The 14,678-nt window shown below is 71.3% G+C and carries 14 protein-coding genes; 10 read left to right on the forward strand and 4 right to left on the reverse strand.

Annotation, left to right across the window (positions count from 1 at the left end; all coding sequences use genetic code 11):
• The first annotated feature begins 17 nt into the window (after positions 1 to 17).
• Positions 18 to 896 (forward strand): aldo/keto reductase, encoded by an 879-nt coding sequence (locus Q0967_RS13670; RefSeq protein WP_298750141.1) that lies wholly within the window; start codon positions 18 to 20, stop codon positions 894 to 896.
• Here the strand turns inward: Q0967_RS13670 and Q0967_RS13675 are convergent.
• Both Q0967_RS13675 and Q0967_RS13680 read right to left on the reverse strand, forming a co-directional pair.
• Positions 829 to 1,527, reverse strand: coding sequence for a hypothetical protein (locus Q0967_RS13675; RefSeq protein WP_298750143.1), 699 nt, complete (start codon positions 1,525 to 1,527; stop codon positions 829 to 831). The genes Q0967_RS13670 and Q0967_RS13675 overlap by 68 nt on opposite strands.
• On the reverse strand, positions 1,520 to 2,476 hold the full coding sequence (locus Q0967_RS13680; RefSeq protein ID WP_298750146.1) for a sugar-binding transcriptional regulator: 957 nt from the start codon (positions 2,474 to 2,476) through the stop codon (positions 1,520 to 1,522). The genes Q0967_RS13675 and Q0967_RS13680 overlap by 8 nt, the downstream gene beginning before the upstream one ends.
• Positions 2,477 to 2,612: 136 nt before the next feature.
• Between Q0967_RS13680 and Q0967_RS13685 the strand changes: the two genes are divergently transcribed.
• The 7 genes from Q0967_RS13685 to Q0967_RS13715 all read left to right on the forward strand — a co-directional run bounded on the left by Q0967_RS13685 (position 2,613) and on the right by Q0967_RS13715 (position 10,336).
• Positions 2,613 to 3,266 (forward strand): SIS domain-containing protein, encoded by a 654-nt coding sequence (locus tag Q0967_RS13685; protein WP_298750149.1) that lies wholly within the window; start codon positions 2,613 to 2,615, stop codon positions 3,264 to 3,266.
• On the forward strand, positions 3,263 to 4,729 hold the full coding sequence (locus Q0967_RS13690; RefSeq protein WP_298750150.1) for a xylulokinase: 1,467 nt from the start codon (positions 3,263 to 3,265) through the stop codon (positions 4,727 to 4,729). Before Q0967_RS13685 ends, Q0967_RS13690 begins: the two co-directional genes overlap by 4 nt.
• A 32-nt stretch (positions 4,730 to 4,761) precedes the next feature.
• Positions 4,762 to 5,835: an NAD(P)-dependent alcohol dehydrogenase gene (locus Q0967_RS13695; protein WP_298750152.1), complete on the forward strand. Its 1,074-nt coding sequence runs from the start codon at positions 4,762 to 4,764 to the stop codon at positions 5,833 to 5,835.
• Positions 5,832 to 7,349: a sugar ABC transporter ATP-binding protein gene (locus Q0967_RS13700; protein ID WP_298750154.1), complete on the forward strand. Its 1,518-nt coding sequence runs from the start codon at positions 5,832 to 5,834 to the stop codon at positions 7,347 to 7,349. Before Q0967_RS13695 ends, Q0967_RS13700 begins: the two co-directional genes overlap by 4 nt.
• A 2-nt stretch (positions 7,350 to 7,351) precedes the next feature.
• A complete protein-coding gene (locus Q0967_RS13705; protein ID WP_298750156.1) occupies positions 7,352 to 8,413 on the forward strand; it encodes an ABC transporter permease in 1,062 nt (353 codons plus the stop codon).
• An 81-nt stretch (positions 8,414 to 8,494) separates the two neighbouring features.
• A complete protein-coding gene (locus tag Q0967_RS13710; protein WP_298750158.1) occupies positions 8,495 to 9,484 on the forward strand; it encodes a sugar ABC transporter substrate-binding protein in 990 nt (329 codons plus the stop codon).
• Between the two features lie 84 nt (positions 9,485 to 9,568).
• Entirely contained in the window at positions 9,569 to 10,336 is a 768-nt protein-coding gene (locus Q0967_RS13715) for an SDR family NAD(P)-dependent oxidoreductase (RefSeq protein WP_298750160.1), read from the forward strand.
• A 116-nt stretch (positions 10,337 to 10,452) separates the two neighbouring features.
• Here the strand turns inward: Q0967_RS13715 and Q0967_RS13720 are convergent, their stop codons facing one another.
• Positions 10,453 to 11,820 carry a deoxyribodipyrimidine photo-lyase gene (locus tag Q0967_RS13720; RefSeq protein WP_298750162.1) on the reverse strand — a complete coding sequence of 456 codons (1,368 nt, stop codon included), beginning with the start codon at positions 11,818 to 11,820 and terminating at the stop codon, positions 10,453 to 10,455.
• Positions 11,821 to 11,930: 110 nt separating this feature from the next.
• Between Q0967_RS13720 and ald the strand changes: the two genes are divergently transcribed.
• Positions 11,931 to 13,046, forward strand: a complete 1,116-nt coding sequence (gene ald / locus Q0967_RS13725; RefSeq protein WP_298750164.1) for an alanine dehydrogenase — start codon at positions 11,931 to 11,933, stop codon at positions 13,044 to 13,046.
• A 191-nt stretch (positions 13,047 to 13,237) separates the two neighbouring features.
• Positions 13,238 to 13,747 (forward strand): putative immunity protein, encoded by a 510-nt coding sequence (locus tag Q0967_RS13730; RefSeq protein WP_298750167.1) that lies wholly within the window; start codon positions 13,238 to 13,240, stop codon positions 13,745 to 13,747.
• 54 nt (positions 13,748 to 13,801) lie between these two features.
• Here Q0967_RS13730 and Q0967_RS13735 read toward each other — a convergent pair whose 3' ends face one another.
• Positions 13,802 to 14,356 carry a GNAT family N-acetyltransferase gene (locus Q0967_RS13735; protein ID WP_298750169.1) on the reverse strand — a complete coding sequence of 185 codons (555 nt, stop codon included), beginning with the start codon at positions 14,354 to 14,356 and terminating at the stop codon, positions 13,802 to 13,804.
• Between the last annotated feature and the right edge of the window lie 322 nt (positions 14,357 to 14,678).

The raw sequence follows: 14,678 nt of genomic DNA on the forward strand, positions 1-14,678 counted from the left end.
CGGCATACGCTCGAGGGATGCACACACGGACTATCGGCAACCCCACCGTCGGCGAGCACCAGGTCGGCGCGATCGGCCTCGGGCTGATGACCTTCGACCAGAGCGGGGAGCAGCCCCGCGAGCAGCTGCTCGACACGGTGCGCGCGGCGCTGGACGCGGGGGTGACCCTGTTTGACACCGCGGACGCCTACGGCCCGGGCGACAAGGGTGCCGGCGCCCAGGGGGAGAACGAGCGCCTCATCGCCTCGCTGCTCGACGAGCTGGACGTGCGCGACCAGGTGCTGCTCGCGACCAAGGGTGGGCACGTGCGCACCGACGGCGGCGCCTGGGAGACCGACAGCAGCCACGCCTACCTCGTCTCCACGGTCGACGCCAGCCTCGACCGGCTCGGGGTCGAGCAGATCGCCCTGTGGCAGCACCACCGGCCCGACCCGGACACCCCGGACGAGGAGGTCTTCGCGACGCTCAAGGAGATCGCCGACTCCGGGAAGGTCGCCATGGTCGGACTGTCCAACGCCGACCCCGCGCAGATCCGCGCCGCGCACGCCGTGCTCGGGGACGCGCTGGTGAGCGTGCAGAACCAGTTCAGCCCGAAGTTCCGCAGCAGCTACCCCGAGATCGAGGTGTGCGCCGAGCTGGGCCTCGCCTTCCTGCCCTGGTCACCGCTGGGCGGGCTCAACGACGCCAAGCAGCTGGCCGAGCACCACCCGGCCTTCGCCGAGGTCGCGCAGGAGCGTGGCGCCAGCCCGCAGCAGGTGGCGCTCGCCTGGGAGCTGGCCCAGTCGCCGGTCGTCATCCCCATCCCCGGGGCCAAGCGTCCCCAGTCGGTCACGGACTCGGCCGCGGCCGCCGACCTGCGGCTGACCGACGAGGAGCTGGCGCGCCTGGAGGGCTGACCCTCGTCAGCAGGTCGCCCCAGCGGGCGGCGCCGTCGTCGGAGAACAGGTCGGTGCCAACCACCATCCAGGTGACCCCCGCGGCGAGCGCCCGGTCCGCGTGCTCGCGGCGCACGCCGCCGTCCAGGCCGATCGGGCGGTGCGGGTCGCGGTCGCGCAGCCGCGCGACCTTGACCAGCGCGCCCAGGTCGAACGCCGTGCCAGCGCGGCCCGGCACGACCGACATCACCAGCACCGCCATGCCGTCCGGGACGACGTCGACCGACGTCCCCGGGGAGATGGCGAGCCCGGGGCGGGTGCCGCGACGCTCGAGGCGGCGCGTCGCGCCCTGCCAGTCCTGCGACTCGGCGTGGACGAAGACGGTGCCGCACACGTCGGCCCAGGCGTCGACCACCGCGCTCGGGTGGTGAGCCATGACGTGCGCCTCCGCCTCGGTGCCGGTGGCCTCGGAGATGCGGGCCGCCTCGGCCGGGCCGAACCCACCGGGCGCCGCGAACCTGCCGTCCGTGGTGTCCCAGTGCAGACGCCGCAGGCCTGCGGGACGGCGGGCCAGCACCGCCGGCACCTGCTTGTCGGCAGGCACCGACCAGAGCGAGCCTGCGACCAGTGCGGGGGCCGAGCCGTCACCCATCGAGGCCCGCCAGCGCCGCCTCGGCGAGCTCGTGGTCGACGACCGCGCTCGTGATGAGACCTGCCCGGACGACCGCCCGGAGGGCGTCCGCCTTCTCCGGCCCGCCCGCGACCCCGATGACCCGGGGCACGGCCGTGAGCTGGTCGTAGGAGATGGAGACGCACCGCCGCTGGAACTCCGGGTCCACGAGCTCCCCGTCGGCGCGCACCAGGATGCCGGCGATGTCGGCCACGCACCCCATCCGCACGAACCGCTCCACCTCCTCCGGCGGCAGGACCTCACGCACCTGCGTGATGGGCGGGTCCCAGCTGCCGAACGACAGGATGGCGGTGGTCACGGCCGGGAAGAGGTTCATCGCCATCGCGATGTCCGGGTGCTGCTTGAGGTTCTCCGCGGTGTCGGCGTCCTGGACGAAGAGCGGGGAGAAGATGGGACGCACGCTGCCACCGACCCGCTGGGCCGTGTGGCGCACGATCTCGATCGGCGAGGCCCCGAGGTCTCCGCTGACGAAGCCGGTGAGCTGCACCACGGTCACCCGGGGCAGCCGGGTGAGCTGGCTGGTCGTCGACGTCAGCGTGCGACCCCAGGTCATGCCCAGCACCTCGCCCTCCCGGACGGTGGAGCTGAGCAGCTCGGCGGCCGCCGCACCGACCTGCTGGCGCACGTCGTCCTGGTCGCCGTGCGAGCGGATGACGACGCACTCCTTCAGGCCGAGGGCATCTGCGAGCCGGGTCGACAGACCCGGGTCGGGCAGTCCGACGTCCTTGATGGTGATGGTGACGACCCCCTCCTCGCGCGCCCGGGCGAGGTAGCGGGCGACCTTAAACCTCGAGATCCCGAGCTCGCGGCCGATCTCGGTGTGCGGTCGGTCCTCGAGGTAGCTCAGCCGCGCGACCTGGGCCATGAGGATGCGGTCGCTGGCCGCGATCTCCTGGGCATCTTTGCTCACCTGAGCATACTAGTCACATTCTGGTCACAGATGTGAAATCTGGATGAAATGAAGTCTCCGCGCCGCTTACGCTCAGATGCGTTAGCCATTGCTCAGGTGAGCACTCGCGCGCCCTGACGAAGGAGTTTTCCGACCCGTGACTGTCGACGACGACGTGCTGGGAGTCGCGCGTGCCCGCCTGCTCTCCGAGGCCGACGCCATCCACCGTCTCGCACCCCGGCTGGACGAGACCTTCGAGCGTGCCGCCGCCACTCTGCTGGGATGCACCGGCAAGGTCCTCGTCGGCGGATCCGGCACGTCCGGCGCGGTGGCGCGCCGCATGGCGCACGTGCTCTCCGTGACCGGCACCCCGGCGCTCTTCCTCGCCCCGATGGACAGCCTCCACGGCGCCTCCGGCGCGATCACCGAGGAGGACCTCATGCTGCTCGTCTCGCACGGCGGCTCCTCGCACGAGGTGGTGCAGACCGCCGAGATCGCGCGGTCGCACGGCGCGAAGGTCATCGCGATGACCGGTCGCGCCGACAGCGACCTCGCCCGGCGGGCCGACCTCACCCTGCTGGTCACCGTCCCGAGCGACGCCGACATCGGAGGGGTCATCGCCACCGGCATCACGCTGGCCCAGTCCGCCTACGGCGACGCCCTCGCCGAGGTCGTCATGCGCGCCCGCGGCTACACCTGGGAGCAGTTCATGCGCACGCACCCGGCAGGTGCCGTCGGCATGCGCGAGCAGCTGCCCGACGACCTGCCGCTCCTGCGGCTCGCCGAGCCCGCCCCTGGGGGTCTCTCGTGAGCGCCGTCGTCATGGGCGTCGACAGCTCCACCCAGTCCTGCACGGTCGAGCTCCGTGACGTCGACAGCGGCGTGCTGCGGGCTCAGGGGCGGGCGGCGCACCCCCGCACCAGCCCTCCGGTGAGCGAGCAACACCCGGACCGGTGGTGGGCGGCCCTGGCCGAGGCCTCGCGGCAGGCTCTCGCCGCGCTGGACGCCCCCGCCGAGGTGGTCGGCGTGAGCGTCGGCGCCCAGTGCCACGGGATGGTCCTCACCGACGCCGCCGGCGAGGTGGTGCGACCCGCGAAGCTCTGGAACGACACCACCTCGGCACCGCAGGCCCGCTCCATGCTCGACTCGCGCGGCGCGGCCTGGTGGGCCAACCAGGTCGGCCTGCTCCCCTCGGCCGCCATCACCATCACCAAGCTGGCGTGGCTGGCCGAGCACGAGTCCTCCTCGATCGCGAGGGCGCACCGGCTGCACGTGCCGCACGACTGGCTGACCTTCCGCCTCACCGGCGAGCACGTCACCGACCGTTCCGACGCCTCGGGCACCGGCTACTACTCCTCGGACACCGGTCGGTGGCGTCCGGACCTCCTCGAGGAGTTCGTGGGGGAACGGGACTGGGCCGCCACCCTGCCGCACGTGCTGCAGCCCGAGGAGGCCGCCGGTCGCGTCACCGAGGAGGCCGCGGCGGCGCTCGGCATCCCCGCCGGGGCCGTCGTCGCCCCGGGCGGTGGCGACCAGCACCTTGCCGCGCAGGGAGTAGGGCTGCGCCCCGGCGACCGGGCATACAGCCTCGGCACCTCCGGCGTCGTCATCGCCCACTCCGGGGGGCCGGTCCACGACGTCTCGGGCGAGATCGACGGCGTGGCGGACGTCACCGGGCACTGGCTGCCCCTCGTCTGCACCCTCAACGCGACCAAGGTCACCGACACCGTCGCCAGCCTGCTGGCCGTCGACCACGCCACCCTCGGCGAGCTCGCGCTCGCCGCTCCTGTGACACCCCACCGGCCGGTGCTCGCCGCCTTCCTCGACGGTGAACGGTCGCCCCGCCTCCCGCACGCGCGCGGGATGCTGGCCGGGCTGACGGGCGATCTCACTCGTGAGCAGCTGGCGCTGGCCGCGGTCGAGGGCGTCGTGCTCGGCCTGTGGCGCGGCGCGCGCCGCATCGCCGACTTCGGGGTGCCGGGCGGCGGACGCTCGATCGTCCTCGGCGGCGGTGCGCGATCAGCCGCCTACCGGCAGGTGATCGCCGACCTCTCGGGGACCGACACCATCACCGTGGACGCGCCCGAGGCGACCGCCCGTGGCGCCGCGGTGCAGGCCGCGGCACTCGTCCACGGCGAGACCGTGGCCGACATGACGCGTCGCTGGGAGCCGGGCACCGTGACGACCGACCATCCCCGCGACGACCGAGCCGCCGGCCTCGTCGAACGCTACGAACGCCTGGCCTCCCTGCAGGCCGACGGCACCACCTTCTGACCCTGCCGACATCCCACCACCGAGGAGACGACATGAGTGACACCCCCACCCTTCCCGCCGAGATGACCGCCAGCGTGCTGACGGGCGTCGGGTCCATCGTGCTGGAGCAGCGCCCCGTCCCCCAGCCCGCGCCGGACGAGGTGCTCGTCAAGGTCGCGAGCGTCGGCGTCTGCGGGTCGGACGTCCACTACTACGAGCACGGTCGCATCGGCGTGTACGTCGTCGAGGAGCCCCTGATCCTGGGCCACGAGCTGAGCGGCACGATCGTGGCGGTCGGCAGCGACGTCGACGCGGGCCGGGTCGGCGAGCGGGTTGCCGTGGAGCCGCAGCGCCCGTGCCGGGTCTGCGACTTCTGCAAGGCCGGGGACTACAACCTGTGCCCGTCGATGGAGTTCTACGCCACCCCACCGGTCGACGGGGCGTTCTGCGAGTACGTCGTCATCCAGGCCGACTTCGCCTTCGCGCTGCCCGACTCCATCAGCGACCACGCGGGCGCCCTGCTGGAGCCGCTGTCGGTCGGCATCGCGGCCGCGCAGAAGGGCGGCATCAAGGTCGGTGACCGCGTCCTCATCGCGGGAGGTGGCCCCATCGGCATCATCACCGCCCAGGTGGCCCGCGCGTACGGCGCCGCGGAGGTCGTGCTCACCGACATCAACCCCGCCCGCCGTGAGCTGGCGACCCGCTACGGCGTGACCCGCGTGGTCGACCCGGGGCAGGAGCCCCTCGAGGGCCTGGACGCACACGTCTTCGTCGACGCCACCGGAGCCATCCCCGCCATCAGCTCGGGCATCCGCGCGACCCGCCCCGGCGGCACCGTGGTGCTCGTCGGGAGCGCCGACGAGATCCCGCTCTCGGTGCCCGACGTGGCCATGCGCGAGCTCAACGTCACCGGCATCTTCCGCTACACCGGCACCTGGCCCATCGCCCGCGAGCTGGTCCGCAGCGGCCAGGTCGAGCTCGACTCCCTCATCACCCACGTCTTCGGGCTGGAGCAGGTGGAGGAGGCGCTGTCGGGTGACGGCTCGCAGGACAGCCTCAAGCGCATCGTCCTGCCCGGCGTCGGTCGCGTGGAGGACCCGGTCGCCGCCGCCCAGGGGGACCGGTGAGCGCGGCTGTCGCGAGCGAGACCCCGCGCCTCACCGTGACGGGGGTGAGCAAGTCCTTCCCCGGCGTCATGGCCCTGCAGGACGTCACCTTCACGGTGCGCCCCGGCACCGTGCACGCCCTCTGCGGCGAGAACGGCGCGGGGAAGTCGACGCTCATGAAGATCATCAACGGCATCTACTCCCCCGACACCGGGGAGATGCGCATCGACGACGAGCCGGTGCGGGTGCGCAACCCCATCGAGGCCCGCGCCAAGGGGATCGCCATGATCTCCCAGGAGCTCAACTACGTGCCGGACATGACCATCGCGGAGAGCTTCTTCATCGGGCGTCTCCCCACGCGGTTCGGCAAGGTCGACTGGGCGCACATGCGGCGCGAGGCCCGTCGGCTGCTGGCCGAGGAGGGCCTGGACTACTCGGTCAACCGCAAGCTGGGCAGCCTCACCGTCTCGGAGATCCAGACGCTGGAGATCCTGCGCGCCGTCTACCACGACGCCGACGTGCTCATCATGGACGAGCCGACCTCGGCCATCGCCCACCGCGAGGTGGCCTCGCTGTTCGCCAAGATCCGTCGGCTGCGCGCCGAGGGCAAGGCGATCATCTACATCTCCCACAAGATGGACGAGGTCTTCGAGCTCGCCGACGACGTGACCGTCCTCCGCGACGGCACGGTGGTCAGCAGCCAGCCGGCCTCCGAGATCGGGCCGGAGACGGTGATCGCGCAGATGGTCGGGCGCGACCTGGACCACCAGTCCTACCCCAAGGAGCACGCCGAGATCGGCGACACGGTGCTCGAGGCACGCGGGTTGTCGAACTCCCAGCTCTTCGAGGACATCAGCCTGTCGGTCCGCAAGGGCGAGATCGTCGGCCTGGCCGGCCTCATCGGGGCCGGGCGCAGCGAGGTGGTGCGCGCCATCTTCGGGCTGGAGACGCTGGACGCCGGCGAGATCGAGGTCGACGGCCAGGCGGTCCGCCTGCGCAGCCCCAAGGCCGCCATCGACCAGGGCGTCGTCATGCTCTCCGAGGACCGCCGGCTCGTCGGGATCATCCCGCAGATGAGCATCAAGCAGAACGCCACGCTGGCCAGCCTGCGCAAGGTCATCCGTGGCGGCTTCACCCGCCGGCGGGAGGAAGAGACGATCGCGAAGGAGTACTTCGACCGGCTCTCGGTCAAGGCTCCCAGCAGCGAGACCCGCATCTCCTCCCTCAGCGGCGGCAACCAGCAGAAGGTCCTGCTCGCCCGGTGGCTCATCGCCGAGCCCAAGGTGCTGCTCCTCGACGAACCGACCCGCGGCATCGACGTCGGTGCCAAGTTCGAGATCTACAAGATCATGACCCAGCTCGCCCGTCAGGGCCGCGGGATCCTCATGATCTCCTCCGAGCTCCCCGAGCTCATCGGGATGTGCGACCGCATCTACGTGATGGCGGCCGGCCGGCTCACGGCCGAGCTCACCCCCGATCAGTACTCCCAGGAAACGATCCTCACCCACGCCATGAACGACTCCGAGGTGGTATGACCATGCTGGCACGACTCAAGGCCCTCGACACGGGCCGCTACTCGATCTTCCTGATCCTGGGGGCGGTCGTCGTCGTGGCGAGCTTCCTCAGCGAGAACTTCATGACGACCAACAACGTCACGAACGTGCTCCGCCAGGTGGCCGTGATCACGATCCTCGCCTACGGCGCGATGACGCTCATCATCGCCGGGATGATCGACCTCTCCGCGGGCGCGGTCATGGCCTTCGCCGGCGTGGTGTCGGTCATCGTCTATAAGGACACGAGCAGCATGCTGCTCGCGATCCTCGCCGGCATCGTCGTCGGTGTCGCCTGCAACCTGGTCAACGCGTTCCTCGTCGCCACGCTGCGCACGCCGGCCTTCATCGTCACCCTTGGGATGATGATGATCGCGCGCGGCGCGGTCCTCCAGCTCACCCAGGGCCAGAACGTCCTGCAGCTCGGTGACTTCGTCGTCCTCGGTCAGGGCTCGCTCGGGCCCATCCCCCTGCCGACGCTCTTCCTCGTCATCATCACCGTCATCGTCTGGTACCTCATGAGCCAGACCCGCTACGGCCGGTCGCTGTACGCGGTGGGCGGCAACGAGGAGGCGGCCCGGGCCGCGGGGATCGCCGTCGAGCGGGTCAAGTACCAGGCCTTCATCGTCAACGGCGTGCTCGTCGGTTTCGCCGGCGTCATCTTCATGGCCCGGGTCAACGCCGGCCTGCCCAACGCCGGTGTCGGCTACGAGCTGCAGGCGATCACCGCCCCGATCATCGGTGGCACCAGCTTCTCCGGCGGCATCGGGACGACGGCCGGCACGCTGGCCGGGGCCCTCATCGTCGGCGTGCTGGGCAACATCATGAACCTGACCGGCGTGGGCTCCTACGTCCAGCAGATCGTCATGGGCGTCATCATCGCCGTCGCCGTCGCGTATGACGTGTGGTCCAAGCGCGGCAAGCGCAAGACCGTGATCCTCAAGAACGACGGCGAGGCCGACGGCCAGCCCCCGGCCTCGGGGGAGGCACCGGTACCCGCCGGGTCCGGCACCGCCTCCGGTCGCCAGGGCAAGGGGGTGTCGCCGTAGCCACCGACGTCTCGACTGCGACCCGACCCGTCCCGTGAACCCCTGAACCCCTGAACCACACCTTCATCAAAGGAGAAGAACGTGAGGAACCTTTCCCGCACGTACCTGACCATCGGTCTCGCCACCGCCGCCCTCGCCGTCACGGCCTGCTCGGGTGGCGGTGACGACGGCAGCTCCGAGGGCGACGGCGAGAGCTACCGCGTCGCCTACATCGCCCGCGCCCAGGTGGACTCCTTCGCCGCCTGGCTGGCCAACGAGATGCAGTCGGAGGCCGACACCTACGACGACATCACGCTCGACGTCTTCGACGGCCAGGCCAACGACGAGATCGAGAACACCCAGATCGAGAACGCCATCGCCAACAACTACGACGCGATCATCGTGCAGGCCAACAACGGCGAGGCGCAGCGGCCCTACATCCAGCAGTCGGTCGACGCCGACATCGTGACGATCACGACGAACCCGAGGGTCGACGACATCGAGGGTGCCAGCTCGGTCGACGCCAGCCCGTACGACCAGGGCGCCGGCGTCGCGGAGCTCGCCGTCGAGGAGATCCCGGAGAACGCGCGCGTCGTCGTGCTCAACGGCCCCGGTGGCAACTTCCACTCCACCGAGCGCCGCAACGCCTGGGAGGAGGTCTTCTTCGCCGAGCGTCCGGACGTCGAGATCGTCGCGGAGGACATCGCCAACTGGAACAAGGACGAGGCCCTCACGCTCATGGAGGACTGGGTGCTCGCCAACGGCGAGATCGACGCGATCATCTCGATGAACGACAACATGGCCGCCGGCGCCCTGGAGGCCGTGCGCGGTGACTCCGCCTACGACGACATCCTCGCCTACGGTGTCGACGGCACCCCCGAGGCGACGCTGCTCATCGAGGACGGTCTCATGACCGCCACCACCCTGCAGGACGCCTCGGAGCTCGCGGAGCTCAACATGAGCACCGTCCACGACCTGCTCACCGGCGCCGAGGACGAGGTCAACGTCGACATCGGCAACCCGGTCATCACGCAGGACAACGTGCAGGAGTACATCGACCTCTACACCGAGGCCGGCCTCATCGACGGCTGACCGCCGACCGACCCCGGGGGCGGGGCGCATCCCGCCCCGCCCCCGGCCCCACCCCACCCCACCCACCCTGACCCGGAAGGTCCCATGACCGTCATCGACCAGTTCTCCCTCGCCGGGCGCACCGCCCTCGTGACCGGCGCCACCCGTGGTCTCGGCCGCGCCTTCGCCACCGCCCTCGCGGAGGCGGGGGCCGACATCGTCGTGCACGGTCGCGACGCCGAGCTGGCGGAGGAGGTCGCCGGCGACATCCGCGCCCTCGGTCGCACCGCCACGGTCGTCCTCGGCGATCTCACCACCACCCAGGGGGTGAGCTCCGTCGTGGACGAGGCCACCTCGAAGGCCGGCCAGATCGACGTGCTCGTCAACAACGCCGGCGCCTGCATCCACCGGCCCGCCCTCGAGGTGACCGACGAGGAGTGGACGCACGTGCTCGACACCAACGTGACGGCCCTGTGGCGGATGTCGCAGGCCGTGGGCGCGCAGATGGTCGAACGCGGCTCCGGCACCATCGTCAACGTCGGCTCGATCTCCGCCATGATCGTCAACCGCCCGCAGTTCCAGCCGGCCTACAACGCCTCCAAGGCGGCCGTCCACCAGCTCACGAGGTCGCTGGCGGCCGAGTGGGCGCCCAAGGGGGTCCGGGTCAACGCCCTGGCGCCCGGTTACATCAAGACCGACATGTCCCCCGTGGACGAGCCGCAGTTCCGCCGGATGTGGATCGAGGACTCGGCCATGCAGCGCTACGCCACACCCGACGAGCTCGGCGGTGCGATGGTCTTCCTCGCCTCGGACGCGTCCAGCTTCGTCACCGGCTCGGTCCTCGTCGTGGACGGCGGTTACACCGTCTACTGAGCCGTCCTCCTGGACGCGCCCGTCCGGCCCGCCCGCGGCCCAGGGCCTGCGCCAGCTACCTGCCCGCCCGCGGCCGACCCTCCTGAGCGCCATCCCGCCGACCGGCGGGGTGGCGCTCAGCGGCGTGCGGCGTCATACCTGCTCAGCGCCTCCTTGCGCTCCTCGGCGTGGTCGACGATGGGCTGGGGGTAGTCGTGGTCGTAGCCGTCGTCGGCCTTCCACGGCTGGTGCGCCGCCTTGCCGGAGAGGTGGCGCAGCTCGGGCACCCAGCGCCGCACGTAGTCACCGCTCGGGTCGAACTTCTCGCCCTGGGTGACCGGGTTGAAGACGCGGAAGTACGGCGAGGCGTCGGTGCCCGTCCCGGCGACCCACTGCCAGCCGTGGTTGTTGCTCGCGATGTCGCCGTCGACGAGCCGGTCGAGGAACCACCGGGCCCCGGTCGGCCACCAGACGTGCAGGTCCTTGGTGAGGAAGCTCGCGGTGATCATCCGCACCCGGTTGTGCATCCAGCCGACCTCGCGCAGCTGCCGCATCCCCGCGTCGACGATCGGGTAGCCGGTGCGCCCGTCCTTCCACGCCTGGATCGCGTCCTGCGGCTCGTCGTAGCGCATACCGGGCAGGGCGTCGCGCAGGTCGTGCCAGGCGCTGCGGGGGTTCTCGGCGAGGACGTCGCCGTAGAACTCGCGCCAGGCGATCTCCTGCTCGAAGGTCTGTGCACCCTGCGAGCGCTTGTCGGCGAGGTCGGCCAGGATCGTCCGCGGGTGGATCGCGCCGATCTTGAGGTAGGCCGACAGCCGGCTCGTGCCGTCGACCGCCGGCTTGTCGCGGTCGCCGTCGTAGTCGTCCAGCGCCTCGTCGCGGAAGTCGCGCCAGCGGGCCAGCGCCGCCTTCTCCCCCGCCTCGGGCATCTGCGGCAGGTCGTCCTCGCGCAGCGCCGTGTCCAGCATGTCGAGCGCCTTCTGGTGGCTGTCGACGTCGACGAGGTCCAGGGAGCGGGGGTATGCCGCGGGCTCGGGCCACCCGTGCTCGCGCCACGCGCGGTGGAAGGGGGTGTAGACCTTGTAGGGGTCGCCCGAGCCGTTGCGCACCAGGCCGGGGCCGACGGCGTACGGGGTGCCGGTCTCGACCCACTCGACGTCCTTGTCGGCCAACGCGTCCTGCACCTCCTGGTCGCGCCGCCTCCCGGAGGGGGTGACCTCGCGGGTGACGTGCACCGAACCGGCCCCGACCTCGTGGGCTACGGCGGGCACGACCTTGGCGGGGTCGCCGTGCCGGACGACGAGGCGCCCCTCGAAGTCCTCCTGCGCGGCCTCGAGGCTCGCGGCCAGCCAGGCGCGACGCACCGGGCCGCCGCGCTCCCAGAGGTAGGGGTCGACGACGAAGAGCACGCAGACCCTGCCGTCGTCGGACGCGTCCCGGGCGGCGAGGAGCGCGGGGTGGTCGCCGCGGCGCAGGTCGCGGCGCAGCCAGAGCAGGGCGGTCATGTCGTCACCGGTGCCGAGGTCATACGTCGACCCTAGATCGGCGCCCCGACAGTGGCGACCTCGCGCGGGGGCGGGATGCGGCGGACCTGCGAGGACGGCATAGTGGCCCCATGAAGATCGCCGTGCCGACCGAGGTCAAGAACAACGAGTTCCGGGTGGCCATCACCCCCGTGGGGGTGCACGAGCTGGTGCGCCGTGGGCACGAGGTCTTCGTGCAGCAGGGAGCGGGGCTCGGGTCCTCGATCAGCGACGAGGAGTACGTCGCGCAGGGCGCCACGATCGTCGACGGGCCGGACGCGACGTGGGCGGCCGGCGAGATGGTGCTCAAGGTCAAGGAGCCGATCGAGAGCGAGTACGCCTACCTCCGCGACGACCTGCTGCTCTTCACCTACCTGCACCTCGCGGCGGACGAGCCGCTGACCCGGCGGCTGGTGGAGGCGGGCACGACGGCCGTGGCCTACGAGACGGTGCAGCTCGACAGCGGGATGCTGCCGCTGCTCTACCCCATGTCCGAGGTCGCCGGGTGCCTCGCGCCGCAGGTCGGGGCGCACACGATGATGAAGGCGCAGGGCGGCCGCGGCGTCCTCATGGGCGGCATCGGGGGCGTCGCCAACGCCAAGGTGCTCGTCCTCGGCGGCGGTGTCGCGGGGCAGAACGCGGCCAACATCGCGCTCGGCATGGGCGCCGACGTCACCATCCTCGACACCGACCTCGACAAGCTGCGCACCCTCTTCTGGCGCTTCGACAACCAGGTCAAGCAGCTGGCGTCCAACAACCTGACGATCACCCAGCTGGTCGCGGACGCCGACATGGTCATCGGCACGGTCCTCATCCCCGGCGCCAAGGCGCCCAAGCTCGTCACCGACGACATGGTCGCCACGATGAAGCCGGGCTCGGTGCTCGTGGACGTGGCCATCGACCAGGGCGGCTGCTTCGAGGGCTCGCGCCCTACCACGCACGCCGAGCCGACCTTCCCCGTCCACAACTCGCTCTACTACTGCGTCGCCAACATGCCGGGCGCCGTCCCCCACACCTCCACCTGGGCGCTCACCAACGCGACCCTCCCGTATGCCGTGCAGCTCGCCGACAAGGGCTGGGAGCAGGCGCTGCGCGACAACGCGGCCCTGGCGAAGGGCCTCAACACGCACGCCGGCAGCCTCACCTACGGGGCCGTCGGTGAGGCGTTCGGTATGGAGTCGGTCACCGTGGAGGACGTGCTCGGCTGAGACGCGCGGTGGAGGGCCGGGACGGTCCCGGCCTACCCGACCATCGGATCGTCCTGAGGACCCGGTCGTCCACGAGGAGCCCGACCAACGCGGGACACGCCAGGTCCAGTCGCAGGGTGACCGGTCGAGACGCCCGAGCCCGCCCGTGGGAGTCGGTGTCGCTATCAGAACCCTGGTGCCAGGATGGGCCGGTGATCCTCCCCCGGGTGCGTGACCCTCGACTCGTCACGGTCAGACGTGGGGGGCTCCTCACCGACGCCGACCACGCCCTCCTCGCCCTGTGGGCAGCGGACTGCGCCAGCCACGTGCTACACCTCTTCGAGCAGCAGGTCCCGGACGACCACCGCCCTCGCGACGCCATCGCCGCCGCCCGCGCCTGGGCGGCGGGGGATCTGGGGATGATGCGGTCCAGGGCGGCGGGCGGACAGGCCATGGGTGCCGCCCGGGGTTTGCGAGGCGCTCCACGGCTCGCCGCCTACGCCGCCGGTCAGGCCGCCTGCGTCGGGCACGTCGCCGAGCACGACCTCGGCGCCGCCGCCTATGCCATCAAGGCCGTGCGGGCGGCATACCCGGGCAATCCTCGCGCGCGCCGTGCCGAACGAGACTGGCAGCGCGCCCAGGTCCCTGAGCACCTGTACGCCCTCGTGATCGAGGACCAGGCTCGGCGCAACGACATCTGCTGGTCGGTGTTCGACGACTGAGACCGAGGCGCGGTGCCGCTCTGCATCGAGGGGGGCTCGACGGTCGGCGCCTCCTCAGAGCACGCGCTCGAACAGGTGGAACTGACTGAGGTCGGTGCCCTCGTAGTGCAGGGTGTGAACACCCAGGTCGGTGAACCCGCAGCGGGCGTAGAGCCCACGAGCCGCGACGTTCTCGACGTAGGTGTCCAGCCTGACCGCGCGGCACCCCTGCTCCCTCGCCACCTGCAGGGTGGCGTCGACGAGGAAACGAGCGACACCCCGGCCCAGGAAGTCCGGGCACACCGCCAGGGCGTGCACCACGAGCACCCGGTCAGGAGATGCCTCGACGCCCCACGAGGCGCGCAGGTAGGCGTCGGGAGCCTCGTGGTTCAGCGCCACGACGCCGGCGATGCGCCCCTCCCCCTCATCGAGGGCGAGGTACAGCTCCCCCGCGTCGACCCACCCCGTGACCTCGGCTCTGGTCGGGCGGTTCTCGGTGTGCCAGTGCGGGAAGTCCACGGTCGCGGCCAGGTGGTCGCTGACCTGCCGGTAGGCGGCCTGTGCCGCGGCGACGTCCGCAGGCCCCGCCTGGCGGAACCTCAGGTGCACCGGCTCGTCGCGTCCCTCCACCAGGGCAACCTAGCGATGACTCTGAGGGGTTTCGACGTCGACCTCGAGCAGCACGCCGGTGCAGGCTTCCCAGCGAAGGACGTGGGGCTCTGGACCTCTCTCGAGAAGGGCGCCGCAGCGTGAGACCTCTACGTAGAGTGCGTCCGCAGACTCGGGAACCCACGTGCCCCCCTGAGCAGGGTCCTGCACGAGGGACCGGTGCTCGGTCCACAGTCGGACCACCACGCCGCTCGTCGTGGGCCAGTCGGGCGGAGCGAGGTAGGTATCGAGTCCCAGCACCCCGGTCACCGTTGTCGGTCCTGGCGGCACCCGCACGGGCGAT

Origin of the sequence: uncultured Serinicoccus sp. (assembly GCF_947500995.1) — a bacterium.
In the GTDB taxonomy this organism is placed as follows: Bacteria; Actinomycetota; Actinomycetes; order Actinomycetales; family Dermatophilaceae; genus Ornithinicoccus.